The following is a 25350-nucleotide window of genomic DNA, read 5'->3' as shown; positions in this document are numbered from 1 at the left end:
GTTGTGGTCGAGCAGAAGCCTGATCAGACTTCCTCGACTGAGCTGGGCTCGGCGCGGGAGAGGTCGATTCCGAGTTCCTCAGCGGCAGAGAAGCCGGAGTCGTCGGAGTCGGCGTCGCGCATCTGGAATGCGTCTCCGTGCTCGTTGAGCACCTCGACGTTCAGGCACAGCGACTGCATCTCCTTGATCAGCACCTTGAAGGACTCCGGAACACCGGGCTCCGGGATGTCCTCGCCCTTGACGATGGCCTCGTAGACCTTCACGCGGCCGTGGATGTCATCGGACTTGATGGTCAGCAGCTCCTGCAGGGTGTAGGCGGAGCCGTAGGCCTCCAGGGCCCACACCTCCATCTCACCGAAGCGCTGGCCGCCGAACTGGGCCTTTCCGCCCAGCGGCTGCTGGGTGATCATCGAGTAGGGACCGGTGGAGCGGGCGTGGATCTTGTCGTCCACCAGGTGGTGGAGTTTCAGGATGTACATGTAGCCCACGGAGACCGGGTCCGGGAACGGTTCGCCGGAGCGACCGTCGAGCAGCTGGGCCTTACCGTTGGAGCCGATCAGCTGTTCGCCGTCGCGGCCGGGGTTGGTGGACTCCAGCAGGCCGGTGAGCTCATCGGTCTCAGCACCGTCGAAGACCGGGGTGGCCACCTTGGTGGGGCCGGTCTCGCGCGGCAGGTTCGGCAGGTTCTTCAGCCATTCGGGCTCGCCTTCGATCTTCCAACCATTGGCAGCGGCCCAGCCGAGGTGCAGCTCCATAACCTGACCGATGTTCATACGACCGGGCACACCCATGGGGTTGAGCACGACGTCGACGGGGGTGCCGTCGGGCAGGAAGGGCATATCCTCCACGGGCAGGATCTTGGAGATAACACCCTTGTTGCCGTGGCGGCCGGCGAGCTTGTCACCGTCGGTGATCTTACGCTTCTGGGCCACGTAGACCCGGACCACCTGGTTCACGCCCGGGGGCAGCTCGTGGTCCTCGGTCTCGGCGTCGAGGATGCGGACACCGATGACGGTTCCGGCCTCGCCGTGGGGCACCTTCAGGGAGGTGTCGCGGACCTCGCGGGACTTCTCACCGAAGATGGCCCGCAGCAGGCGCTCCTCGGGGGTCAGCTCGGTCTCACCCTTGGGGGTGACACGGCCGACGAGGATATCGCCGGACTCCACCTCGGCACCGACGTGGATGATGCCGCGCTCGTCGAGAGCCGAGAGCATCTCCTCGGAGACGTTGGGGATATCGCGGGTGATCTCCTCGGCACCGAGCTTGGTGTCGCGAGCGTCAACCTCGTGCTCCTCGATGTGGATGGAGGTGAGCACATCGTCCTGCACCAGGCGCTGGGACAGGATGATGGCGTCCTCGAAGTTGTGACCCTCCCAGGACATGAAGGCCACCAGGAGGTTCTTGCCCAGTGCCAGCTCGCCGGCCTCAGTGGAGGGGCCGTCAGCGATGATGGACTGGTACTCGACCCGGTCGCCCTCGGAGACACGCACCTGCTGGTTGTAGGCGTTGCCCTGGTTGGAGCGCTGGAACTTCATGATCGGGTAGTGGGTGTAGGAGCCGTCGTCGTTCTGGACGGTGACCAGATCGGCGGCAACCTTGGTGACCACACCGGCCTTGGTGGCGGTGACGGAGTCGCCGGCGTCGACGGCGATGAACTTCTCCATACCGGTTCCCACCAGCGGGGACTCGGGCTCCAGCAGCGGCACTGCCTGGCGCTGCATGTTCGCGCCCATGAGTGCACGGTTGGCGTCGTCGTGCTCCAGGAATGGAATCAGGGCGGTTGCCGCGGAGACCATCTGGCGCGGGGAGACGTCCATGAAGTCGATATCGCCCGGGGAGACCAGCAGGGGCTCGCCCTGCTCGCCGCCGGAAGCCTCGGAACGACCACGGCAGAGGACCTTGTCCTCGGAGAAGGTGCCGTCCTCCTCCAGCGGAGCGTTGGCCTGTGCAATGTTGGCCAGCAGCTCGTCGTCGGCGGTGAGGTAGGCGATCTCATCGGTGACCTTGCCGTCGACAACCTTGCGGTAGGGGGTCTCGATGAAGCCGAAGTTGTTGATCCGGCCGTAGGTAGCCAGCGAGCCGATCAGACCGATGTTGGGACCTTCAGGGGTCTCAATCGGGCACATACGGCCGTAGTGCGAGGGGTGCACGTCGCGGACTTCCATACCGGCGCGGTCGCGGGAGAGACCGCCGGGGCCCAGTGCGGAGAGGCGCCGCTTATGGGTCAGTCCGGCCAGCGGGTTGTTCTGGTCCATGAACTGGGACAGCTGGGAGGTTCCGAAGAACTCCTTGATGCTGGCCACCACGGGGCGGATGTTGATCAGGGTCTGCGGGGTGATGGCCTCAACGTCCTGGGTGGTCATGCGCTCACGCACAACGCGCTCCATGCGGGACAGACCGGTGCGGACCTGGTTCTCGATCAGCTCGCCGACGGCACGGATACGGCGGTTGCCGAAGTGGTCGATGTCATCGACGGCCACGTAGATTTCGGTCTCTTCGCCGTCGCGGATGCCCTTGATGGTCCGCTGACCTGCGTGCAGTGCGCACAGGTAGTGGATCATCGCGGTGATGTCCTCTTCGGTGAGCACGGAGGCATCGGCGTCGGTGAAGTCCTTGTCCACGCCCAGCTTGCGGTTGAGCTTGTAGCGGCCGACCTTGGCGAGGTCGTAGCGCTTGGGGGTGAAGTAGAGGCCCTCGAGCAGACCGCGGGCGGCCTCGACTGTCGGGGGCTCGCCCGGACGCAGCTTGCGGTAGATGTCCAGCAGCGCCTCGTCCTGGGTCTCGAAGGTGTCCTTCTCGATGGTGGCGCGGATCGAGTCGTAGTGACCGAATTCCTCGAGAATCCGGGACTCGGACCAGCCGATGGCCTTCAGCAGAGCGGTGACCGGCTGCTTACGCTTACGGTCCAGGCGTACGCCTACCTGGTCGCGCTTATCGATCTCCAGCTCGAACCATGCACCGCGGGAGGGGATGACCTTGGCGGTGTAGATGTCCTTATCGGTGGTCTTGTCCTGAGAGCGCTCGAAGTAGGCGCCCGGGGAGCGGACCAGCTGGGAGACCACAACGCGCTCGGTGCCGTTGATGATGAAAGTGCCGCGGTCGGTCATGAGCGGGAAGTCGCCCATAAACACGGTCTGCTGCTTGATCTCACCGGTGTTGTGGTTCATGAACTCGGCCTTGACGTAGAGCGGGGCCGAGTAGGTGGTGTCGTGATCCTTGCACTCATCCACCGTGTACTTGGGGTCAGCGAACTCCGGATCGGAGAAGCTCAGGGACATAGTGCCCTGGAAGTCCTCGATCGGGGACATCTCCTCGAAGATGTCAGCCAGACCGGAGGTGTCGGAGACGCCCTTGATGCCCTTTTCCTTGGCCTCGGCCACACGGGCGGCCCAGGCTTCGTTGCCGACCAGGCGGTCGAAGGACTCGATCTGCAGAGCCAGCAGCTCCGGGACATCGAGGGGTTCGTGGATCTTTGCGAATGAGAGACGGCCGGCGTATTCAGCGGTGCGGGCCGATGCAGCGGTTTGGATTGAGGTGCTCGAGGCGACCAAGAGGGATCCTTCCACAGACCTTTTATCGTTATGCGTACGGGATCGCTTCCATGTAGAGGCATGCCAACCGCTATTTGAAGGCACAGAAAGATACGGGAAACGCGAAGTTTTAGGATACACAGAAAATTCGGGCGCACGCAAGTGCATGCCCCGTGAGGGCCCGGCGAAAGGCCGGGGCCGACTTTAGGTGCGAAGCTCGACGAAGCCTTGCCGAGCGAGAGCTGAGCGGGGTTTCCCCGCCAGCGGGACCGGCCCAGCCGGGCTAAAGCCTAGCAGAGAGCACGACGACGCCTGCAAGACTCCTTCTGCGCGTGTCAGATATCGCGATCTCTAGGCTAGTCAGCGCCTCTGCGCCGCAGGGAGAGGATGAACCTCTCGGCGGCCGCCGAGATCCCCTCCCCCTTACGCCGGACGATGCAGATTTCCCGTTCCACAGTCGGGCGCAGGGGGATGAACCGCAGCTGGGCGAATTCCATCAGCGGGCGGACCAGGCCAGGGATTGCGGTCACTCCGAGCCCGGAGGCCACGAGACCGGCCACAGCACCCACATTGGAACCGACCATTGTGGAGCTGGGCACGACCCCGGCAGCTTCCAGTGCAGTTTCCACTGGGCGGGAGATGCTGCTGAACGGCGAGAAGGTTATGAAGGGCTCCCCCTCCAAGGCACCCCAGGTCAGTTCCTGGGCTTCGCTGAGCCGATGACCTCTGGGCAGAGCGCAGTAGAACTGGTCGGCTCCGATTCGCTCATAGTGCAGGTCGTCATCGCGACTGCTCAGGGCGGTGATTCCGAAGTCCACCTCACCGGCGCGCACCTGCTCGAGCACCTGGGCCTTCAGCGCGTCCAGGACCTCCACACGGACTCCGGGAAAGTCCCGGGAGAAATCCCGGATGAAGCCGGGCAGGTAGCTTGCTGCAATCGATGGCAGACAGCCGATGGTGATGGACCCCTTCTCCCCTGCTGCCTGTTGATAGAGCTGCTCCATGCCCTGGTCGAATGCCACGAGCACACTGCGCATCTGGGCCACCAGCACTCTTCCGGCAGCAGTGGACTCCACGCGACGGGTAGTCCGGCGAAAGAGCTGGGTGGCCAGGGCGCGCTCGAGGTCGGCGATCTTTCGGCTCAGCGAGGACTGCGAAAGCCCCATCTCTCGGGCTGCCTCGGTGAAGCTGCCGGTACTGCCCAAGGCCACTGCGGCACGGAGGTGCCCCACCTGGATCTGATCATTTATGCGCACTGTGCATGACTCTATCCTCAATTGCCTATTGTGCCTATAAGTGACACAGGACACACTCGAGGAGGTTTACTCGGATAAAGGAGGCTTCTCGTGCTCGCAATCGTCGGGTTCTTCGTCATTGCGCTGATCTTGGCATTACTGCTGACCCAAAGGGTCCATGCCATCATCGCGCTGGCAGGCATCCCCCTGGTCGGTGCCCTGATCGCCGGGTATTCCCTGGAGGAGGTCTCCGGTTTCGCCACCACCGGCATCGGTGGGGTGGTCGGCGTCGTCGCCATGTTCGTCTTTGCCATCATCTTCTTCGGCGTGCTCCGAGATGCCGGAATGTTTGACCCCGTGGTGGACCGGATTCTGCGGTTCGCCGGGGATAAGCCGGCCACCATCACCCTGGCAACGACCCTGTTGGCGCTGGTGACCCATCTCGACGGCGCCGGAGCCTCCACTTTTCTGATCACTATTCCGGCCATGCTGCCGCTCTATGAGCGGATGGGGATGAGCCGATTGGTTTTGGCCACCTGTGTGGCCCTGGGTGCGGGTGTGATGAATGTTCTGCCCTGGGGTGGCCCGACTGTCCGCGCCGCTGCCACCGCGGAGATTCCGGCAAATGAGCTCTGGGTTCCACTGATTCCTGCCCAGGCGGTGGGTATTGTGCTGGCTCTGGCGATCGCCTACTACCTAGGAGTCCGGGAGAAGAAACGCCTGGCCCGGGTGGCCGCCGGGGATAAGAAGGCCGAAGTGCCAGAGTCCACAGCCCGGGTCCCGCAGGATGAGTCCTCCGAAGCACCCACTGCCTCCGGGGCGGAGACCGAATCCGGCACAGTGCAGGTCGATGCTCCCGAGACTGATGAGAGCCTGAAGCGGCCCAAGCTGCTGATCGTGAACTTCCTGCTGACCGTCGTAGTCGTCGGCGCCCTGATCGCCGGAGTGGTGGATCCTGCGGTCTGCTTCATCGTCGGTGCCATCCTCGCCCTGGTCATCAACTACCCGGGGATGAAGCAGCAGACTCAACGGATCAACGCCCATGCCCCCGGCGCAGTGCTGATGGCCAGCACCCTGCTGGCGGCGGGCGTACTGCTGGGTGTTCTCTCCGAATCCGGGATGGTCGAGGCCATGGCTGAATCCGGAGCGTCGCTGCTTCCGGAGCCATTGGCCCCTGCACTTCCGGTTATCGCCGGGCTGCTGGGCGTACCGTTGAGCCTCGCCTTCGGCCCCGATGCCTATTACTTCGGGGTCATGCCTGTGCTGATGGGCGTGGGATCCGAGTTCGGCGTTGACGGCACCCATATCGCCCAGGCCTCGATTCTGGGGCAGGAAACCGTTGGCTTCCCCATCAGCCCGATGACCGGCGCCTTCTTCCTGTTGGTGGGCCTGGCGAAAGTCGATATCGGCCGGCATATCCGGCACTCTTTCCTCTGGCTGTGGCTGATCAGTGTGGTCATGGTCGTCGTCGCACTGATTATTGGGGTGATTCCTGGATGGGCATGAGTGACCGAAGCATCCGGCTGGGCGCCGGGGCAGGTTTTGCCGGAGACCGGATCGATCCGGCAGTGGAACTGGCTGAGCACGCGAATCTCGACTATCTGATCTTCGAAAGCCTCGGTGAGCGCACTGTCGCGGCCGGCCAGCTCCGGCGTCTGCAGGACTCCACCCAGGGCTACGACCCGCTGCTGGTCCCACGTATCACTGAGGTGATCAGACCTGCCTTGGCTTCCGGCACCACGGTGATCACCAACGGCGGCAGTGCCAACCCCCTGGCCGGAGCCCGGGCCGTGGCTGCGGCCCTGGAACAGATAGAGCTGCCGCGTGCGGTACGGATAGCGGTGGTCACCGGCGACGACGTCGCAGAAGCGGTACGCAGCTATGACCCCTTGATCTGGGAGACGCGTCAGCCGGTCTCGGAGTATCCCAGCGAACTGACTTCTGCCAATGCCTATCTGGGCATCGAGGCGATCCTGCCAGCGCTGGCGGAGAATCCTGATGTGGTGATCACCGGGCGGGTGGCCGATCCCTCGCTGTATCTGGCGCCTATGGTGCATGAATTCGGCTGGCCCAGCGATGATTATGAGCTGCTGGGGCGCGGCACCTGCCTGGGGCACTTACTAGAATGTGCCGGGCAGATCACCGGCGGTTATTTCGCCGATCCCGGCACTAAGCCCGTTCCTGACCTGGATCGACTCGGCTTCCCATTTGCTGATGTTGCAGCGGATGGATCCGCGGTGATCAGCAAATTGGCGCAGGCCGGTGGACTGGTCGATGAGCGCACCTGCCGTGAACAGCTGCTCTATGAGGTGCATAATCCGTATGCCTATCTCACTCCGGATGTCACCGCTGACTTCTCCGGGGTCAGCTTTGCTGAAGTGGGCCCGGATGAGGTGGCCGTCAGCGGGGCTACTGGCACCGAGCGACCCCTGGAGTTGAAAGTGAGTCTGGGCTTTGTCGGCGGGTACACCGGTGAGGGGCAGATCTCCTATGCCGGTCCCCGGGCCGAGGACCGGGCGCGGCTGGCCGCCGACATCGTCGTGGCTCGGCTGATGCGGGTCCATGGCATAGCTCAGGAGGACCTCACGGTGGAACTCATCGGAACCGGGGCCAGTTTCCGGGGTTCGCCGGGCAGCCACAGCGGCACCCACATTCCCGAGGTCCGGCTGCGAGTGTCAGGGACCTTCGACACCCAGCAGCTGGCCAAGGCGGTGGGCTGGGAGGTCGAATCTCTGTACACGAATGGGCCAGCCGGTGGCGGAGGTGCCCGGACCGGCAGCTCCGAGGTGGTTTCGATCAGATCGGCCTCGATTCCTAGGGAAGCGGTGAACCACGCGGTGGAGGTTCTGGAGGTGCCGGCATGATCGTCGATGATCTCGCAGATGTGCGTACCGGTGATAAGGGTGATGACCTCATGATCGCCGTGCTGCCCCGCTCAGCCCGGGCCTACGAGCAGTTGAGCAGTACCTTGGGTGCTGCCGAGGTGGCCGAACGCTACGGCTTGGTGCCTTCCGATGTCAGCCGGGTGCTGCTTCCGGCGAGCCAGTCCATGGTGTTCCACCTCAGGGGCCTGTTGGCCGGCGGAGTGACGGGAAGCAACTACCTCGACGGCCACGGCAAGACCATGGGGTATCACTTGCTGAGCCTGCCCATTGAGGGTCCGGGCAGCTGATACCGGGGAATTCAGGCTGTGGTTGTCCGGTTCACCCAGCGTTCGTAGCCCAGGACGGCGGCGGCGATCAGGACGGTGGCCAGCATCAGTGCCACCACTCCCCCGGGGACAGTTGTGCCGGTGAAGACCCGCACTGCCATCCAGACCAGGGTGGTGATGCCTAGGACTGCTGCACAGCGGCCGGCGTAACGCACCCAGAGCCCGCTGGGCGGGCTGGCGGCCAGCGGCACCGCCGAGGCCAGGGCCGCGCTGGTGTGGATGATCAGCAGCAGTGCCGCCGCCAGGAGGGATCCTGCTGTGGCAAGGTCGTCATTGACCACTGTCCAGACCACCACGGCGTAGACCATCAGCACCGGGGTCCACGGAGCCTGGGGGAAGATCATCGTCAGCACCCCGAGCCCCAGGGGCAGCAGCACGGTCCAGAAGTTGAAGGCCCCCTGCTCTGCTGTCCAGTTGAGCAGGATGGACAGTCCCACGGTGCTGAACAGGATGGCTGCACGCAGCAGCGCCTGTTCAATGGAGAGGTAGCGCAGTTCGCTCATCACATCGCTCCTGCCCGGCCCCGGCGGGCCAATTGGCGCAGGATCAGATCCAGGCTTCCGGGGCCTCGCCATGGGACCACGGCCGCCCCCGCCTGCTGTACCCGGCGGATCTCCCGGTCTCGCTCCAGCATGCGCAGCCGCCAGGCCAGTTGTTCATGCTCGGGCTGGCCCCGGTAGTCGGGGGCACTGTCACCGAGCACATCGATGGCCACCACAGTGATCCCGCTGTGCGCCAAGGCGGCGGCCCGGCTGAACATCGCCTCGGAGACCAATGAGGAGACGATGACGACCAGGGTGCCCGGGGTGATGCCCAACCGCACCCTTTCGGGGTCGATTTTGCGTTCCGGGGAGGGCACGGCGGTGGCCAGCACATCGAGCAGCCGCCGGAAATGCTTTCCCCCGGTGCCCGGGGACAGCCGAACCGGCAGTGCCCCGGAGATGACCTGCAGACTCACCCGGTCGCCCTGGGCGGTGAAGTGCTCCCCGATGGCGGCCGCCGAGCGCACCGCCCGGTCCAGGGTGGATGCCTTGCCTCCGTAGCCCTCGGATCCGCCGAGGTCATTCTGGGCGTCCACGATCAGCGCCACATGGGTGTCCTGATCGGCATAGGAGGAGGTCACATGCAGTTCCCCGGTTCTGGTGGAGCGGGGCCAGTTGATGCGTTTGAGCCGGTCGCCCCATTGGAAGGGGCGGATGCTGTTGAACTCACTGCCCTGCCCGGCCCGGGCGGAGCGGTGATGCCCCACCAGCCCCCGCGGATGCGGGGCCGGTGCCCCGTTGTCGAAGACCTCTGCCGCCGGCACCATCCGGCGTGTGCCGCTGGCCAGCGGAAGTGGACCCCAGGAGTAGGCACCCCAGGCCCCGACGACGCCGACCAGGGCCGTGCCGTAGCTGCGGTTTCCCCAGCGTTCGGGATCAGCCCCGATGGTCAGCTGACTGGCCTCCTGTTCCCCTGAGGGATCAAGAAGCTCGACGACGGCGCCGTGTTCTGGGCGCCTGCGGATCCAGGCGGTGGCGGCTAGTGAGGCGGCTACCAGTTCTGCTCCCTGTACTCCCTCAGTGCTGATCACCACGGCATTGGACTGGCCCTCCGGTACGGTCCCCCTGGCCACCTGGGCCTCTGCGCTGGGGCTGCCGGTGGGGCGCAGCGCAATACTCCAGATCACAATGATCACCAGCGGGGCGATGACCACCAGGGCATCCGGGCGCCCACCGATGACACCGATGAGCACACCCACAGCTGCCACCAGCACCGCGGAGAGATGCGCCCGGGTGAACAGCCAGCGGCCGCTGCGTCGTCGTTGTCCGGGCTCCGGTTGGGGAGCGCTGGAGTAGGTCATTGGGCAGGCCCCGCCGGCGGCTGGGATCCGTTCTGCTGGGCAGGCGCTGCCGCCTGTGGGGGCATTCCCTGCTGCGCGGGCGCCTGGTGGTAGCCGGCGGCTGCACCCTGAGGTACTGCCGCTGCGTTGTGGGGTGCTGGGGCGGCCTGCCGGGCAGCAGGTACCGGCACATCGTTGAGCACCTGCTGGACGACCTGGTCAGGCCGGGCCTGGGACATCCACAGTTCCGGCTTCAGCACGATCCGGTGGTCCAGCACCGCATGGGCGACTGCTTTGACATCCTCGGGGACGATATAGCTGCGCCCGTTGATCACTGCATAGGCCCGAGCCACCAGCACCAGGGCCAGGGAACCGCGCGGGGAGGCTCCGACCTGCACTGAGCTGGACCGGCGGGTGGCGGCGGCGATCCGCACACAGTATTCGGAGATCTCCTCCTCCACCGGAATGGCTTCTACGGCTCGCTGCATGGCGGCCAGTCCGGCGGCGTCGGTGACCGGCTGCAGGGTCTGCTCCTCACGCTGCCGGCCGAGCCTGCGGCGCAGCACCTCCTGCTCCTCGGCCTGTTCGGGGTAGCCGAAGGACAGCCGTAGCAGGAAGCGGTCCAGCTGTGCCTCCGGCAGGGGGTAGGTTCCTTCGTATTCCACGGGGTTCGCGGTGGCCAGCACGTGGAAGGGCCGTTCCAGCTGGAAGGTCTCCCCTTCGACGGTGACCTGTTTCTCGGCCATGGCCTCCAGCAGGGCTGACTGGGTCTTCGGCGGGGTGCGGTTGATCTCATCGGCCAGCAGCAGCCCGGTGAACAGCGGCCCCTGGCGGAATTGGAACTTCCCGTTCCCCTGGTCGTAGACATAGGCGCCGGTGAGGTCGGCTGGCAGGAGGTCCGGGGTGAACTGGGCCCGGGCGAAGTCCAGCCCCAGGGCCTGGGCGAAGGATCGGGCGGCCAGGGTCTTGCCGAGCCCAGGGAGATCCTCGAGCAGGATATGACCTCCGGCCAGGATTCCGGCCAGGGTCAGGGTCAGGGGTTCGCGTTTGCCGACCACGGCCTGACCGACCTGGTCGATGACGGCTGCTGCCCGTCGGCTGACTTCTTCTGGGGTGATCTCTGGTGGGTTCTCCGGGGTGCTCACAGTTCCTCGATTCTGTTGATCACAGCGTTCAGGGTCTTGGCTGATACCCGGGGTTCGGGTCGCGAGGTCAGGTAACCGGCGACTTCTGGGCCCAGGTATTGGTGGAAGGCCTGCGGATTTCGCTGGAGGTCCACTCCCCTGGCCTCCAGTTTCTCCACGGCCAGGGTGTTGAGCAGATCGTGCAGTTCCGCACTCGAGGGCCGGGTGCTGCCCTTGGGTGGGTCCACGGCGTCGTGGACGGTATGCCGCAGCCTGCGCAGGCGGGGATCGGTGGCACCGAAGACGGGGCTGGGGGTGGCCGGGGCCGCAGAGAACCATCCGATATGGGTGCTGAAGTCCTCAAAACGAACCAGTTGCCCGATGATGGCGATCATCGCCAGTGCGGCGAGGATGCTGATCAGCAGCCCCAGCTGCCAGGGGTTGGCCACCAGGCCCTGGCTCCAGAGGAAGATAAAAAGCCCGATGCCGCCCAGCAGACCCAGCACAGCGCGTCCGATGATGGATTTCATGTGCGCCTCCTGCGTTCCTCGGCGGCTGCTGCGCGTTCGGCGTCCACGGCGGCTTTATGCGCAAGGATTGCCGAATGCACTCGCTGCAGGGCGTTGACCGCGCGGTGGCGGTCATCGGCAGAGAGCTCTTCCCGGGAGAACCGGGCTGTCCGGTAGAGCTCGGCCAGTTCGTGGATGGTTGCGGAGTCCACTTCCCAGCGGCTGAGTACCCGTTGGGTGAATTCCTCGGAGGTCTCGGAGCCCTTACGCTGCAGGCCAGCTGCTTCGGCGGCATCCTCCAGGGCGACCCAACAGGCGACGACGGCGTTGCGGGCAGTGCCGGTGGCCGAGGCCTGTTCGATCGCGGCTTCCTCAGTTGCCTTGGCTGCTGCTTCGAGATCCTCGATCTCCACCGGTTCCGGCCGGCTGGTGTCCCGGTTCCGCAGCCAGCTGGTGATGAGGTAGGCCAATGCGCCGATGAGACCGATCGCGCCCAGTATCAGCAGTACCCGCAGCACGGGGTCCAGCCAGGAGAGGTCCATCGGTTCCCGGTCCTCGATCTCCTCCTCAGGCTCGAGGCATTCAATGGGGACGGTGGGATCATCCGGATCAGGATCCGGCGGGCAGGTGACGGTCTCTTGGGGCTCCGGGGTTTCCGGTTCCGGCGGTTCAGGTTCCCAGTCGAGATTGAAGCCGGGAAGTTCGCCGTCGTACCGGTCGATATCGGTGCTGGCTGCCCAGACGAACACGAGCAGCGCCAAGGCCGACAGTACTATCGCCCAGCGTGCTCGTGTCCCGTTCATCGGCTCCAAACTATCGAAGAAACTTGCCGTAAAGCTGGGTGGGGCTGGGAGTTTCCTAGATGTTTGGTGTGGAGTTTGTCTCAGTCATCTGTGGGCAGATCGCGTTCTGCGTCCTGCTCCGCATCCTCCTGAACCTGGTCGGCCTCCTCGACAATCTGGTCCTCGGGGGTCTCCCACCACCAGGACTCCGGATGTGCCGGCCCGGGGTTCATGAAGGGGCTGGCCTCATAGGTGATATGTGGGGCGTTGCGGAGGTCGTTGTGGACCACACCGGCCCGGTTGGGGCTGGTGGAGACCCCGATTGCCCAGAAGGTGTCGGCGGAGAGTTCGAGGACCTCGTCGAAGAGTTCGGCCTGACGTTCGGCATCGGGTTCCATCATGATCTCGTCGTAGAGCTCCCACTGCTGGTGCACTGGGTGGTCTTCGGGAGGTTCGATACCGGATTCTCCGTCGGTGTAGTACCACTCGGCCCATAGTGGGGCGAAGCTTGCTTCGCCCTCGTCAGTGGGCATGTACCAGTAGGGGCGCAGGATGGCATCGAGCAGTCCCGCTGAACCGTCGCGCATCTGGGCGTCGTAGTTATTGGCCTGGCGCAGCTCATTGCGCAGGTCCCGGTCCATAGTGTTGATCTCCATGGTCACCCCGACCTCCTCCCAGTACCCCTGGACTAGTTGGAGGAGGTCCACATGTTCAACGGAGCGGTCGCTGGCCACATCCATGGCGAAGGTGAAGGGTTCACCGTCGGGGCCCAGGCGCATGCCGTTCTCATCGGTTTCAGGCAGCACCTCGTCGAGCATCTCATTGGCGAGGTCGACGTCGTAGTCCAGGTATTGGGTGGCCAGGCGCTCGTTGTAGTACGGGGAGTCTTCCTGTGGGGCCACCTGGGCGGGTTCACCTTGGCCGAAGTAGATCAGTTCAATGAGCTCTTCGCGGTCCAGGGCGTGGCTGAGGCCGGCTTTGAAGTTGTGGTCGGAGAAGATCTCCGCCATGTCCTCGTCCTCGTGGTGGTGGTTGAACATCAGCACTGCGGTGTTCATATCGGTGGAGCGGATGTCCAGCAGGGAGAAGTTGTGCTCCTCCATGGATTCGGCCAGCAGGGGCCGGAAGTCGTGGTCGATATGCCGTTCCTGGTGGGCAATGTGTCCGCCGGCGGCACGGAAGGCCACCGATTCCTGACCTTCGATGAAGTCGAAGACCATCCGGTCGACATAGGGCAGCTGGTTGCCCTCTTCGTCGACCTTCCAGTAGTAGGGGTTACGCACTGCGGTGGCCCGGGTGCCCTCATAGGCGGGGGTCTCGATGATCCAGGCGTTGATCACCGGCAGCTCGGAGTTGATCCAGCGGGCGTCGTGTTCGGCTCCGAGGGTGGTGTTGCCCTTGGCGTTGAACAGTTCGGCCCAGTTGTCGTAGCCCTCTTCTTCGGCCAGCTGGTCGGCATCGGGGTTGTAGTCGATGTGGTACTGCTCAAGGTAGTGCCGGGGGAAGCGGTGGAAGTCCACATCCTCGCGTCCGCGGGCGAGGTCCAGCAGGAAGAGTCCGTTGGGTACGGAGAACTCCAGTTCCACGGTGTAGTCGTCGAGGGCGGTGATCTCGGGGAAGTTGCCCTCGGCGTCGACCAGGATGTCATTGGGTGCTGGTTCGATCTCCTCATTGGCGCGCACGTCCTCGTAGCCGAAGACGAGGTCATCGGCGGTGAAGGGTTCGCCATCGGACCAGCGGATGCCCTCTTCGAGGTGGAAGGTGAAGGTGGTTCCGTCCTCGCTGACCTCCCAGTCCTGGGCCACCCCGGGCTGGAGCTCATCGGTCCAGTCGGCATCCCAACGCACCAGGGGTTCGTAGCCGACGTAGCTGCGCAGGAACCGGTCATCATCGGCCCCACCCATGGCGAAGGCCATCTCGCCGCCGTATTGGCCGGGGCCGTCGGCGCCGATGATGGTGACGGCCTCTTCGGGAAGGCGTTCCTCCAGTGGGGGCAGTTCCCCTGATTCGACCTGTTCTTCCAGGTCGGGGGCCTGACCCGCGGGGGCGGTGCGCTCATCGCTGATGGCTGGGGCACCGGTCTCCAGGCCGGTGTCGATCTGGTCTCCGTTGCTGCCTGGCTGGTCCCCGGCGGCCTGCGGGCTGGATCCGCCTCCGCAGGCTGTCAACGCCAATGCGGCCACGGTGAACACTGTGGTGCTGCGCGCTGCATTTCGCATAGCTGTCCCTCTCACAGGTGAGTCTCACTCGAGTGATATCCCAAGTGGTTATCCAGGCTCACCGTAGAAACCAGCAGTTATCGGTGGGTGAACTCTGGTGTGACAGCCGTATAAGTTTCAGCCGATTTCTGCTGGACCGTTCCAGAACGACGACGACGCCTCAACTGCGGCGGCGGTGGTTGGCGTGGTCGGAGTACTGGGGCAGCCACCGGCAGAGTGCTGCCGATGCAGCCGGACCCAGTGCCGCGGCAATCCAGAGGCCGACTGCCAGGGAGCCGGCGGCCGCGGCGGTGGCCAGCAGCAGGGGGCCCGCCGCACTTCCGGTATTGGACAACAGCCGCCAGGCACTCAAGAACTGGGGCCGGGCATAGGAAGGTGCGACGTCGGCAGCGATGGTCATCATGATCCCTGCGCCCATCCCGTTGACCAGTCCCAGGAAGACCCCCGCAGCACCCAGTGTCAGAGCTGAACCCGTCAGGGGCACCAGGGCCATGGCGATGCCCAGTCCGGTCAGTGAAGGCACCGCCACCCAGAGCCGACCCATCCGGTCCATGACCTTCCCAGCGGGGTAGAACAGCAGCATGTCGATTCCATTGGTGATCCCGTAGATCAGCGCGATCATCGCCGGATCCAGGCCGATGGCCTCACCCCACAGGGGAATGATGTGCCGTTTGGCCCCGCGCAGCATCCCCACCAGGGCCACGGCCACTCCCAGTGTCCCCAGGACCCGGCGGTGGTCTCGGATCACATGAAAAACCCTGGTCGAGGGTTTCTTACCTACGGCCCCCTGGGCGTCCTCGGGCTGTTGCTCCTCAGTCTGAGCCAGCCCCGCTGTGATCGCCGCGGAGGTTGCTGTGACCACGGCAATCAGAAACACCCAGCGCAGATCCCCGCTCCAGGCCACCGCCGCACCCAGGAAGGGACCGATGAAGCGGCCGATCCGGTTCACCCCCGCCAGGGTGGAGAGCACCCGTGCCCGATGTTCAGCCGGGGTCACCGCTGCCAGATAGGAATGCCTCGCCAGCTGAAAGACCGTCCCGGCAGCACCGACCAGGAAGATCGAAACCGCCAGGGTCATCAGGGAGGGAAGCAGGGCTGCGGCAGCGAAGCTCACCGCCGCTGCCCCGCCGGCGATCATCATCGAGCGGCGCTCGCCGATCCGGGCCACGAGGACACCTGCCGGTAGGGAGGCCAGCATCTGCCCGATCTGGGCGGCGGCGACAATCACTGCGGCCAGCGCCAGAGTGGCCCCTCGTTCCACGGAGAAGGAGGCCAGGATCGGCAGTACCGCACCCATCCCCATGGCGTAGAGGAAGGCCGGCAGCATCGCCCCGAGCACCACTGCCCGGATAGGGAACAGTCGTTGACCTGTGGGGGCTGTACGGCGGTGCTGAGTCCTGCCTGAATCCGCCATTATCCGCCTCCTGGGTCCCAGCTTAGGCCGTGCCCATCAATCTAGCGCTGGACTCCCATGAGGTTGAGCTCCTCGGCGAAGTGACAGGCAGAGCGCCGTCCGGTGGGATTGCCCTCGGCATCTTGGACCTCCCGCAGCTCGGGGGCCTCCAGGGCACAGATCTCCTGGGCGAACCGGCAGCGGTTCCGGAAGGGGCATCCCTCGGGCTTCTCGGTGGGATCGGGCAGTTCCCCGGAGATCTCGATGCGCTCGCGGGCCCGCTGCCGGACCGGATCGGCGATCGGCACCGCAGAGAGCAGCGTCTCGGTATAGGGGTGTTTGGGGTCGGCGAAGAGCGCCTCCGTGGGTGCGGTCTCCACCATCCTGCCGAGGTACATCACCGCCACGCGGTCAGCCAGATGCTCCACGGTGGACATGTCATGGGAGATGAAGAGGTAGCTCAGCCCGCGGGAGTCCTGCAGCTCCCCCAGCAGATCCAGGATCTGCGAGCGCACCGAGACATCCAGCGCTGAGACTGCCTCATCGGCCAGCAACACGGCTGGATCCGTGGCAATGGCCCGGGCGATGCCGATGCGCTGGCGCTGCCCACCGGAGAAGGCATGGGGGTATCGGTCCAGATGCTCTGGCTCCAATCCCACCAGTTCCAGCAGTTCCACCAGCCGTTCACGGGCCACGGGGCCATCCCCGCGCAGCGGCTCGGCCAGAATGTCGTGGACAGTCATCCGCGGGTTCAGGGAGCCGAAGGGGTCCTGGAAGACCATCCGCATCCGCTGCCGGTAGCCGCGCAGCTCAGCCTCCGGGGCGGTGGCGACATCCTGACCCGCCCTATCCTGCTGGTTCTGCTCATTGCCCAACCGGTGGGTGATGCTTCCGGCACTGGGTTTCTCCACCCGCAGCAGACATTTGGCCAGGGTGGACTTCCCACAGCCTGACTCCCCCACCAGCCCCAGGGTCTCCCCGGGCAGGATCTCCAGATCCACACCGTCTACCGCATGCAGATGCCGGCGTCGTCGTCCCAATACCCCGGATTTCAGGGTGAAGGTCTTGGTCAGTCCCTTGACCTCCACCAGGGGTTTGGTCTTCTCGGCCGGCCCATGGCCCTGGCTGTCCTGATCGATGAGAGCCGACGACGACGCCTCGGCCCGCCGGCCCTCGCGAAGTTTGGGGGTGGCCTCCAGCAGCATCCGGGTGTATTCATGCTGGGGTGCGGCGAAGAGGCTGTGCACTGGCTGGCGTTCAACGATCTCCCCGCGGCGCATCACCGAGACCTCATCGGCCATATCGGCGACCACACCGAGATCATGGGTGATGAACAGAATCGCCATATCCCGCTCGGCCTGGATCCGCCGCAGCAGTCGCAGGATCTGGGCCTGGGTGGTGACATCCAGGGCGGTTGTGGGCTCATCGGCGATCAGCAGCCGGGGCTGACCGGCCAGGGCGATGGCGATCATCGCTCGCTGGCGCATACCCCCGGAAAGTTCAAAGGGATAGGCCTTCGCCCGCAGCTCGGGGCGGGGAATGCGGACCTCCTTGAGCGCCTCCACCGCGGCCTCCCAGGCGGCAGGTTTGGACAGGCCCCGGTGCAGCCGCATGGCCTCGGCAATCTGGAAACCGATGGTGTGCATCGGTGAAAGCGAGCGCGCCGGCTCCTGGAAGATCATTCCGATCTCCCCGCCGCGGATATGCCGCATCTGTTTGCCCCGGGCCTTCAGCTGGGCCAGATCCAGCTCTTGTCCGGACTCCAGCCGGTAGCGGATCTGCCCATCAGTAATCCGTCCGGGTGGGTCCAGCAGCCCCAGGGCGGCCCGGGCGGTCTGCGATTTCCCGGAACCGGATTCACCCACCAGGCAGTGCACCTCATTGGGCCGGATGCTGAGGTCGATACCGTCCACCGCGGTGACTAGCCGCTCATCGGTGGGGAACTCCACCCGCAGTCCGCTGACCTGCAGAAGGGGCGCCGGCTCGGGCCCCGCCGTCGTCATCGTGCGTTCTTCAACAACAGTCATCTACGTTCGCTCGCTTCCCGCCGCATCCTGCGGCTGCGTCGGGTCCCCTGCTCGCTCATCTTGTTGCACCTCCGTAGGGGTCGGCGGCGTCTCGGAGTCCGTCGCCGAGGAAGTTCAGGGCCAGGGTCGCGATGACCACTGCCGTCGAGGGCACGATCAGCAGCCAGGGCGCGGTGATCACACTGCGGATGTTCTGCGCCTCCTGCAGCAGCACACCCCAGGAGACCACCGGGGGCTGCAGACCCAGCCCCAGGAAACTCAGCGAGGTCTCGGCCAGGATCATCGCCGGCACCGCCAGGGTCACCGAGGCGATGATGTGGCTGGTCAGCCCGGGCAGGATATGTCTTCGGATCACCCTGACCCGGCTGGCGCCGTCGAGTCTGGCGGCGACCACATAGTCCTCACTGCGCAGGGTCAGCACCCTGCCGCGGACTTCTCGGGCCAGGGATGTCCAGCCGATCAGGGACAGCAGCACGGTGATCGCGAAGTAGATGGTCAACGGGCCCCACTCCCGGGGGATGGCTGCGGCCAGGGCCATCCACAGCGGGATCGATGGGATGGACATGAACAGCTCGGTGATGCGTTGGATCACCGTATCCACCACCCCGCGGAAGAACCCGGCCGCAGCACCTAAGGCGATCCCTATGACCAGAGAGAGCACGACGCCGATCAGCCCGATGGACATCGAGACTTGGGTTCCGTAGATGACCCGGGAGAAGATATCGCGGCCATTGGAGTCGCTGCCCATCAGGAAGAAGGGAGCATCGGGGTCAGCGGGGGCAAAGAGTTTCCGGTCGGTGGTGAACAGGCCCAGGAACTCATAGTCATGTCCGCTGTTGACGAAGAACTCGATGCGGTGGAGCTCATCGGGGTCCTCGGTGTAGTACCGGTTCCAGGAGACCTCGTCGATCTCCTGGGTGTAGCCGTGGACATAGAGCCCGAAGCCGCGGCCGTCCCCGGGATCGGTCAGGGTCATCGACTGCGGTGGCAGCAGGGGGTAGTCGGCATTGTAGTCCCCTGCGGGCCGGGGTGCGATGAGATCAGCGAAGATCGCGATGAGATAGACCCCGATGACGATCCACAGTGAGACCAGGGCCAGCTTATGGCGTTTGAAGCGCCGCCAAGTCAGTGAGACCGAGGAGCGCTGAGCCGAGGCCTCATCCACTGCGGCATCGGTTTCCGGGGTGTTCCTGCTGCGGTGCTTCCGACCGATCAGGGGCAGTTTGGAAATCACTGGGCGGCTCCTGAGTGTTGGCGTCGGACCCGGGGATCCGCCCAGGCGAGGATCAGATCCGAGATCACTGTGCCGACCACGGTGAGCACTCCCAGGATCAGCAGGAAGCTGCCGGCCAGATACATGTCCTGGTTCCGCAGTGCTCCCAGCAGCACCGGTCCCGTGGTGGGCAGGGAGAGCACCGAGGAGACGATGACCTCCCCGGAGATCACTGAGGGGATGGCGTAGCCGATGGTGGAGATGAACGGGTTCATCGCTGCCCGGACCGGATAGCGCATCAGCAGCACGTTCTCCTTCTGGCCGCGGGCCCGGGCGGCGACCACATAGGGCTGGACCAGCTCATCGGAGAGATTGGCCCGGGTGATGCGGATCAGCCCGGCGGTGCCGGCGGTGGCGATGATCAGTGCCGGGATCGCGAGGTTCTGCAGCAGATCCATGACCCTTGCCACTGACCAGTCGGCCTCCACATACTCCGGGGAGAAGAGTCCCCCTACGGTCATGCCGAAGTGGGCGAAGGCGATGTACATGAACACTAGGGCCAGCACAAAGTTCGGTACTGAGAGGCCGATGAACCCCAGGAAGGTGAAGAAGTAGTCGCCGATGGAGTAGCGCTTCACCGCAGTGTAGATACCGATGGCGAAGGCGATGATCCAGGTCAGGAACATGGATCCGCCGGCCAGCAGCAGGGTGAAGGGCAGGTACTCCATGATCACCTCGGTGGCTGGGCGGTTCCACCGGAAGGAGTAGCCGAAGTCGCCCTGGGTGATGATCCCGGACATCCACGCCCAGTATTGGGCGTACCAGGGTTGGTCCAGGGCGTAGCGTTCGCGCAGGACCTCGATCTGGGCTGCTGAGAGCCGGCGTCCGTCCTCCTCTGCCTGGGCCATCAGCACCGAGACGAAGTCCCCGGGCGGGGCCTGGATGATGAAGAAGCAGACGATGGAGATCAGCCAGATGGTCAGCAGCGACCAGCCGAGTCTGCGTAGGGTGTACTGGATCATCTAGAGGCTAGTCCTCCGGCAGTTCTTCGCCTTCGTACTGGTCGATGTCCTGCTGGGTGGAGTCCTCGTCGTCGGCCACCGCGCCCTCGGGGTCCTCCCACCACCAGACGGCGGGGTAGGCGGGTCCGGGGTTCTGGAAGGCTGAGGCCTCGTAGAGGGTGTCGGGGGCGTTCATGAGGCCTTCGGCCTTGACCCCGGCACGGTTGGGGCTGGTGGAGACGCCGATGGCCCAGAAGGTTTCGGCGGAGATGTCCAGGATCTCCTCGAAGAGTTCGGCCTGCCGTTCGGGATCGGCCTCGACCAGGATCTCGTCGTAGAGTTCCCACTGTTCCCAAACCGGGTGGTCCTCCGGGGGCTCGATTCCGTCCTCGGCGTCCTCCCAGTACTCGCCCCACAGGGGCGCGAAGGTGGAGCTGGTGCCCTCGGGCATGTACCAGCGCGGCCGCAGGATGGCGTCCTGCAGGCCGGCTGAACCGTCGCGGACGATCACATCGAAGTCTCCGGAGTCGCGGCGCTCATTGCGCAGGTCGCGGTCCATGGAGTTGATCTCCATGGTGATGCCTACCTCGTCCCAGTACTGCTGGACGAACTGCATGGCATCGACATGTTCCACCGAACGGTCGGTGGCCACATCCACGCTGAAGGTGAAGGGTTCCCCGTCGGGGCCGAGCCGGTTGCCCTCGGAGTCGGTCTCGGGCAGTACCTCGTCGAGGTACTCATTGGCGAGGTCGACGTCGTAGTCCAGGTACTGGTTGGCCAGTTCCTCGTGGTGGTAGGCCGATTCCTCGCGGGGGCTGACCTGGGAGGGCTCGCCTTGGCCGAAGTAGATCAGTTCGATGATCTCCTCGCGGTTCAGCGCGTGGGAGAGGCCTGCTTTGAAGTTCACATCGTTGAAGACTTCGCGGAGGTTGTCATCCTCGTGGTGGTGGTTGAACCCGAAGACGATGGTGTTCATATCGGTGGAGATGACATCGACCAGGGTGTAGCCGTGTTCCTCCTGGGATTCGGCCAGCAGGGGCCGGAAGTCGTGGTCGAAGTGCCGCTCCTGGTAGGAGATATTGCCGCCGGCGGCACGGAAGGCGATGACTTCCTGGGAGTCGAAGACGTCGAAGACCAGCCGGTCGGTATAGGGCAGCTGGTTGCCGTCTTCGTCGACCTTCCAGTAGTAGGGGTTGCGGGTCAGGGTGATCCGGTTGCCCTCATAGGCCGGGGTTTCGATGATGTAGGGGTTCAGCTGGGGCAGATCGGGGTTCATCCACCGGGAGTCGAAGCCGGTGCCGAGGGTCACCCATCCCTTGGAGGTGAACATATCGGCCCAGTCCTCGTACCCCTCCTCTTCGGCGAGCTGCTCGGCATCGGGGTTGTAGTCGATGTGGTACTGCTCGAGGTAGTGCCGGGGGAATCGGTGGAATTTGCCGTCCTCCTCGGCCCGGGCGAGGTTCATCAGGAACAGCCCGTGGGGGACCTCGAACTGCAGCTCGATGGTGTAGTCGTCGATGACGTTGAGTTCGGGGAAGTTGCCCTCGGGGTCGGTGAGGTAGTCGGTGGGTCCGCCGGGGGTCAGTTCCTCATTGGAGAGCACATCCTCATAGGCGAAGACGATGTCATCAGTGGTGAAGGGTTCGCCGTCGGACCAGCGGATGCCTTCTTCGAGGTGGAAAGTGAAGCTGGTGGCGTCCTCGGAGACCTCCCAGTCATGGGCGACACCGGGGGTGAGTTCATCGGACCAGTCGGCATCCCAGCGGACCAGGGGTTCATAGGCGGCGTAGCGGCGGATGGTGGAGTCGTCGTCGTTGCCGTTCATGGCCAGCTGCAGTTCCCCGCCGTACTGGCCGACCCCGTCCTTACCGATGATGGTCACGGCTTCGGCAGGCATCCGCTCTTCCAGCGGGGGCAGTTCCCCGGCCTCGACCTGCTCCTCCAGTTCTGGGGCCTGGCCGGCCGGTGCGGTGCGTTCCTCGCTGAGCGCGGGTGCCCCGGTGGTCATGCCGGTGTCCACAGCATCTGCGGTGCTGGCCTGTGCGGTCTCGGAGTCTGGGGCGCTGCCGCCTGAGCAGGCGGTCAGTGCCAATGCGGCGATGCTCAGTGCCGCAGTCGCCCGGGCGGGTGTGGTCTTGGCTGCGTATCGCATGGGTGTGATGCCTCTTCTGTGTGCTCGGGGTGTGGGTCGGTCTGCCGGGATGAACCCGCTGGTGGACCGTTCCATCTGCGAGGTTATGGACGGGGAGTGATCGTTGAGTGAACTGCAGGAAGCCTCTGAGGGAAGATTGGCCGGTTTTTGACTGGAACGGTCCAGCACCGGCCGAATCGGGTCAGATCAGCAGGTCCGGGATCTGACCTGGGGTTTCGACCACATCGGTGATCCAGCCCTGGTTCTGACCGTGGCGGATCTCCTCATCGGTGCCGGATCCACCCCGGGTGATGATCCGCCGGCCGATGCCCAGTTGGGCGGCACCGAAGGCATCGTTGAAGGGTTTATCCCCGATCATCACGGCCTCCTCGGGTGCTGCACCGGCCATGGCCAGGGCGTATTCGAAGATCTGCGGGTGGGGTTTCTTCAGCCCGTATTCATCGGAGCAGACCCAGCCGGCAATATGCTCGCCGAGCCCGTAGCCGCGGATGATGCTGCGCACCCCAGTGCCGCAGATGGTGTTCGAGACCACGACGACGCGGCGGCCAGTTTCACTGCAGTGTTCCAGCAGTTGCCGGATCCCTTCGCGCTCGGTTTTCTCTGATTTGGCGTGGTAGAGGGCCAGCTGGAGCTGGTCTGCTTCGGCCAGCAGGGCTTGGCGCTGCTGTTCGGTGATCTCCGCGGCGGCGGTGAACTCCCCCCAATACTGCCGAGCGGTGATCTCCCGGTAGGCCTCGTTCTCGTCCACCTCGGTTTTGTGCTGTTTGTACTGCTCATGGGCGGCGAGGATGATCTCCAGACCACGGCCTGCTGTGACCGGGCAGCCGGCTTTGGTCAGCACGGTCTCCAGCTGCTGGCCGGCTGCGGCGAAGGGCTGTGCCGGTTTGGTGCTGTGGGAGACCACTCCCCCGTGGTCGAGCAGGATGACCTTATTGCGCAGCCCGGAGGGCAGGTGGACCCTGACCCCCTGGCCGGTGCCGGCGGAGGTGGTTCCATTGCTCTGCGGCTGGCCGGGGGCGCCGTCGTCGGTCTTTTCGGTGACCTCTTGGAGCAGGGTCAGCAGCTCAGCGGGGTCCTCCACCACGGCTTCTGGCTCATCATTGATGGGGAAGGGTGGTTCGTGGGTGTGCTGGGAACGGGTGAGCACTACCGCTCCGACCTCGGAGCGGCGGCCGGCCACCAGATCGCGGTCCATCGTGTCACCGACGTACCAGCAGTCAGCCAGGTCCACACCCAGGGCGGCGGCGGCCCGGCCGAGCATCTGGGGGTGGGGTTTACGGATTCCGGCCTCATCGGAGTAGATCTGGACCCCGAAGGCGTCATGGATACCCAGTTCGGTGAGGATCCGGCGGTGGGCCCGTCCGGAGTGGGCATTGGAGACCACCCCGAGGGCGATGCCGTGGGCCTGGGCGTAGTCGATGAGCTCGCGGGCCCCGGGGCGAATGTTGTGGTCGGTCAGGGCGGTGGACATCTCATCGAGCAGCTCGGCGCCGTCGGTGGTGAGCATCAGCCGCGCCGGTTCGGGGAGGTCACCGAAGTAGAACTCCCCGAGGATCTCCTCCACAGTCAGCTCCCGGGGCAGGCGGCGGCGGGAGGAGGCGTGCTTCCAGTGCTTGAGGGCAGTGGCCCCTGCGGCCAGGCAGCCTTCCAGGACCTCGGCGTCGATCTCGATTCCGGCATTCTGCAGGCGGGCCTGCAGCTTCGCGGCGAACTCCGCCCTCCCCTCGGGACGCTTCTGGGTGAGGATGATGACCCCACCGAAATCCAGCAGGAGGCCTTTCGGTGCCCGGTCCAAACCGGTGGTGGCGGTGGCAATTGTTGCGGGCACAGCGGATGTCATAGGGGCCTTTCAGCTGGAACGGTTTACTTCAATCAATACAGCCGAAAGTACGAACAGCCGGTGACACGTTGGAGGCCGCGAGGTAAACAGTTGTGGAACGTTCCACAACAATGTGCTGGAACGCACCAGTTAGGCCGTTTTCTGCCATCTTCGCCGCATAATCTGTGCTTTGCGCACTCCATGATCACTCACCTTTTATGAGCACGGATAGGACTTCACGGCGATGACCCACTCCCCTGCTGGCACCGAGACCCTGCTGCCGGGACGGGGCCGGCGTGCAGGCCGGAAACCGACGATTCACGATGTCGCTGAGGCCGCGGGGGTCTCCAAATCTGCTGTCTCGCTGGCCATCCGGAATCAGCGTGGGGTCTCCGAGGCGACCCGGGAGCATATCCTCAATATCGCCCAGGAGCTGGGATACCGCTCGAATGTCTGGGCTCGTTCCCTGGTGCAGGGACGCACCGGGCTGATCGGGATTCTGCTGCAGGATCTGGGCAACAGCTACCACCGGGATGTCACCGCCGGGGTGGAGGACGCCGCGGTGGAGAACGATCTGCGCCTGGTGATCGGTCATGGCCGCAGGGACGCCAAACGGCTGCAGGCGGAGTTGGATTCGCTGCTGGCCCTGGGGGTTGAGGGCGTTGTGATCGTCTCCTCCTGGGTGCCGCCGCAGTATTTGGAGAAGATCGGCAAACGGGTGCCGGTTGTCGTCGTCGGGCGTCTTCCGGAGCCGGTCTCAGGGATCGATACCGTAGCCAACCGGGATGAGATCGGGGCACGCCAGGCGGTGGAGCATCTCATTGAGCTGGGGCATACCCGGATTGCGCATCTGACCGGCTCTGCCCGGCCTGCGGCAATGCACCGGCGCGGGGCCTTCAGTGAGCTGATGCGCAGGCTGCTGCCCGGGGTGGATCCGCAGGTGGAGGGGCCCGAACAGTTGGAGGCCGCGATCCGTTATCTGGTCTTCCAGATTCAGGAGGAGAAGGGTGCGCCGACTGCGGTATTCACCCAGAACGACCGGGTGGCCGCGGATCTGGTGGGCGCGAGCCTGGATGCGGGGCTGCGGCTGCCGGAGCAGCTGAGCATTGTCGGCTATGACAATTCAAGTGTCTGCCGGATGCTGCGGCCTCAGCTGACCAGTGTGGATCAGCCGCGGTCGCGGATGGGGCAGATGGCCCTGGAGATGCTCAGCGAGCGCATCACCGGCCGCACTGAGGATAAGCATGTGACCATCGCCCCGAATCTGGTGGTGCGGGAATCCACTGCCCCGCCGCGCAGCTGAGGCGCCCGCT

18 protein-coding genes are annotated in these 25350 nt (G+C 64.9%); 4 read left to right on the top strand and 14 right to left on the bottom strand.

The annotated features are described in order from the left end of the window. Positions 1 to 23 precede the first annotated feature (23 nt). Complete coding sequence (rpoB, locus tag HGQ17_RS03340; RefSeq protein WP_168886552.1) at positions 24 to 3551, bottom strand: DNA-directed RNA polymerase subunit beta; 3528 nt, start codon at positions 3549 to 3551, stop codon at positions 24 to 26. A gap of 335 nt (positions 3552 to 3886) precedes the next feature. Further along, complete coding sequence (locus HGQ17_RS03335) at positions 3887 to 4786, bottom strand: LysR family transcriptional regulator (RefSeq protein ID WP_168886551.1); 900 nt, start codon at positions 4784 to 4786, stop codon at positions 3887 to 3889. Positions 4787 to 4876: 90 nt separating this feature from the next. Between HGQ17_RS03335 and HGQ17_RS03330 the strand changes: the two genes are divergently transcribed. The 3 genes from HGQ17_RS03330 to HGQ17_RS03320 are packed head-to-tail and all read left to right on the top strand — an operon-like array spanning position 4877 to position 7937. Beyond that, a complete protein-coding gene (locus tag HGQ17_RS03330; RefSeq protein WP_168886550.1) occupies positions 4877 to 6271 on the top strand; it encodes a CitMHS family transporter in 1395 nt (464 codons plus the stop codon). Then, positions 6268 to 7629, top strand: coding sequence for an acyclic terpene utilization AtuA family protein (locus tag HGQ17_RS03325; RefSeq protein ID WP_168886549.1), 1362 nt, complete (start codon positions 6268 to 6270; stop codon positions 7627 to 7629). The genes HGQ17_RS03330 and HGQ17_RS03325 overlap by 4 nt, the downstream gene beginning before the upstream one ends. Continuing rightward, the gene (locus HGQ17_RS03320; RefSeq protein ID WP_168886548.1) at positions 7626 to 7937 is read left to right on the top strand and encodes an AtuA-related protein; all 312 of its coding nucleotides are present in this window, start codon (positions 7626 to 7628) and stop codon (positions 7935 to 7937) included. The genes HGQ17_RS03325 and HGQ17_RS03320 overlap by 4 nt, the downstream gene beginning before the upstream one ends. Positions 7938 to 7948: 11 nt before the next feature. Here the strand turns inward: HGQ17_RS03320 and HGQ17_RS03315 are convergent, their stop codons facing one another. The 12 genes from HGQ17_RS03315 to HGQ17_RS03265 form a co-directional block, all read right to left on the bottom strand. Next, complete coding sequence (locus HGQ17_RS03315; protein ID WP_168886547.1) at positions 7949 to 8479, bottom strand: hypothetical protein; 531 nt, start codon at positions 8477 to 8479, stop codon at positions 7949 to 7951. Continuing rightward, on the bottom strand, positions 8479 to 9819 hold the full coding sequence (locus HGQ17_RS03310) for a DUF58 domain-containing protein (RefSeq protein ID WP_168886546.1): 1341 nt from the start codon (positions 9817 to 9819) through the stop codon (positions 8479 to 8481). The genes HGQ17_RS03315 and HGQ17_RS03310 overlap by 1 nt, the downstream gene beginning before the upstream one ends. Further along, a complete protein-coding gene (locus tag HGQ17_RS03305; RefSeq protein ID WP_324615170.1) occupies positions 9816 to 10943 on the bottom strand; it encodes an AAA family ATPase in 1128 nt (375 codons plus the stop codon). The genes HGQ17_RS03310 and HGQ17_RS03305 overlap by 4 nt, the downstream gene beginning before the upstream one ends. Further along, entirely contained in the window at positions 10940 to 11452 is a 513-nt protein-coding gene (locus HGQ17_RS15140) for a hypothetical protein (protein ID WP_229503280.1), read from the bottom strand. The genes HGQ17_RS03305 and HGQ17_RS15140 overlap by 4 nt, the downstream gene beginning before the upstream one ends. After that, entirely contained in the window at positions 11449 to 12192 is a 744-nt protein-coding gene (locus tag HGQ17_RS03300) for a DUF4129 domain-containing protein (protein ID WP_168886544.1), read from the bottom strand. The genes HGQ17_RS15140 and HGQ17_RS03300 overlap by 4 nt, the downstream gene beginning before the upstream one ends. Positions 12193 to 12314: 122 nt before the next feature. Then, positions 12315 to 14432 carry an ABC transporter substrate-binding protein gene (locus HGQ17_RS03295; RefSeq protein ID WP_168886543.1) on the bottom strand — a complete coding sequence of 706 codons (2118 nt, stop codon included), beginning with the start codon at positions 14430 to 14432 and terminating at the stop codon, positions 12315 to 12317. Between the two features lie 160 nt (positions 14433 to 14592). Continuing rightward, on the bottom strand, positions 14593 to 15846 hold the full coding sequence (locus tag HGQ17_RS03290; RefSeq protein ID WP_168886542.1) for an MFS transporter: 1254 nt from the start codon (positions 15844 to 15846) through the stop codon (positions 14593 to 14595). 41 nt (positions 15847 to 15887) lie between these two features. Next, positions 15888 to 17852, bottom strand: coding sequence for an ABC transporter ATP-binding protein (locus HGQ17_RS03285; protein ID WP_211090401.1), 1965 nt, complete (start codon positions 17850 to 17852; stop codon positions 15888 to 15890). Positions 17853 to 17907: 55 nt separating this feature from the next. After that, positions 17908 to 19086: an ABC transporter permease gene (locus HGQ17_RS03280; protein ID WP_168886541.1), complete on the bottom strand. Its 1179-nt coding sequence runs from the start codon at positions 19084 to 19086 to the stop codon at positions 17908 to 17910. Beyond that, positions 19083 to 20087, bottom strand: coding sequence for an ABC transporter permease (locus HGQ17_RS03275; protein ID WP_168886540.1), 1005 nt, complete (start codon positions 20085 to 20087; stop codon positions 19083 to 19085). Before HGQ17_RS03275 ends, HGQ17_RS03280 begins: the two co-directional genes overlap by 4 nt. Before the next feature lie 7 nt (positions 20088 to 20094). Next, positions 20095 to 22218 carry an ABC transporter substrate-binding protein gene (locus HGQ17_RS03270; protein ID WP_168886539.1) on the bottom strand — a complete coding sequence of 708 codons (2124 nt, stop codon included), beginning with the start codon at positions 22216 to 22218 and terminating at the stop codon, positions 20095 to 20097. A gap of 181 nt (positions 22219 to 22399) precedes the next feature. Next, positions 22400 to 24046 (bottom strand): HAD family hydrolase, encoded by a 1647-nt coding sequence (locus HGQ17_RS03265; protein WP_168886538.1) that lies wholly within the window; start codon positions 24044 to 24046, stop codon positions 22400 to 22402. A 235-nt stretch (positions 24047 to 24281) separates the two neighbouring features. Between HGQ17_RS03265 and HGQ17_RS03260 the strand changes: the two genes are divergently transcribed. Beyond that, on the top strand, positions 24282 to 25340 hold the full coding sequence (locus HGQ17_RS03260) for a LacI family DNA-binding transcriptional regulator (protein ID WP_168886537.1): 1059 nt from the start codon (positions 24282 to 24284) through the stop codon (positions 25338 to 25340). Positions 25341 to 25350 lie beyond the last annotated feature (10 nt).

Origin of the sequence: Nesterenkonia sedimenti (assembly GCF_012641515.1) — a bacterium.
Classification (GTDB): Bacteria; Actinomycetota; Actinomycetes; order Actinomycetales; family Micrococcaceae; genus Nesterenkonia; species Nesterenkonia sedimenti.
This window is presented reverse-complemented; position numbering and strand designations above follow the sequence as displayed.